Origin of the sequence: Paraburkholderia sp. RL17-373-BIF-A (assembly GCF_046030175.1) — a bacterium.
Classification (GTDB): domain Bacteria; phylum Pseudomonadota; class Gammaproteobacteria; order Burkholderiales; family Burkholderiaceae; genus Paraburkholderia.
This window is the reverse complement of record NZ_JARESO010000321.1, coordinates 1-877: the sequence shown is the minus strand read 5'-3', so window position 1 is coordinate 877 and position 877 is coordinate 1. Positions and strand designations below refer to the sequence as shown.

Sequence of the window (877 nt, the reverse complement as noted above, 5' to 3'; positions counted from 1 at the left end):
AAGGAAGTTCAATGAGTTGTTTAAAGAAAAATTTGGCGTCTCAGTAAAACACTGGTTGCTGGCCCAACGGCTAGAGCATGCAAAGTTGCTACTTGAGACTTCACCTAAGAAGGTGATTGATATTGCGTTCGAATCGGGGTTCGCGAACGCAGCTCACTTCTCGGATCGCTTCCGTCGCCACTATGGGATTTGTCCGCGAAAAGTTCGGCAAAATACAAGGCTTCTTATGAAGCCGGTGTTGCGATAGGCGGTATTCTCAATAGATCTGTGGAGCAGCCCCTTGTTCTCAGGACACGCGGCACCTCTGAAAATAAGAGGGAGTTTTGTAACTGATTTCAAGCCTAGAGGGTGTTAGGAACTTGGGACCGTCAGCGCAATATGCACAAGCATGAGCATGGCGAAGACAACGAAGTGCAGGCCTGCTAACGTTTCAGGTAGGCGCTCGTAGTCTCGCGCCAGTCACCGGAACCGGTTGAGCCAGCCGAAACTACGTTCGACAACCCATCGGCGCGGCAGCGGCACGAAGCCCTTCTTCGCCTCTGGCAGTTTGATGCCTTCGTCATGCGCAGCCTGTCGAGCTGTGTCACCGGTATAGCCCTGGTCAGCGAATGCAAGCTTTACCGCCTGACCGGTTGCCTGCTGAACCTGACGCGCAAGCTCGGCTACCTGTGCGCGCTCCTGCTCGTTGGCCGGCGTGATGTGCACCGCCAGCAGCAGACCTGACGTGACCGTGCCTCGATTTCACGTACAGCAGGAATTGGTTAATTTCCTGTTTGTACGGAGGTTTGAATGTCAGAGAAGCTGGTGCCCAAACGGCAATACACGGACGAGTTCAAGCTCGAGGCCATTAGGCTTGCCGAATCAGTCGGGCAGCACT

At 53.9% G+C, this 877-nt stretch carries 1 protein-coding gene and 1 pseudogene; one reads left to right on the top strand and one right to left on the bottom strand.

Going from position 1 to position 877, the window contains the following annotated elements; genetic code table 11:
- A partial coding sequence (locus tag P0D80_RS50625) for a helix-turn-helix domain-containing protein (RefSeq protein WP_408296394.1) occupies nt 1-247 on the top strand: 247 nt, incomplete at its 5' end.
- Between the two features lie 104 nt (nt 248-351).
- On the opposite strand, the pseudogene P0D80_RS50620 reads toward P0D80_RS50625, so the two are convergent.
- A pseudogene (locus P0D80_RS50620) lies at nt 352-726 on the bottom strand (transposase); the annotation flags it as partial.
- Nucleotides 727-877 lie beyond the last annotated feature (151 nt).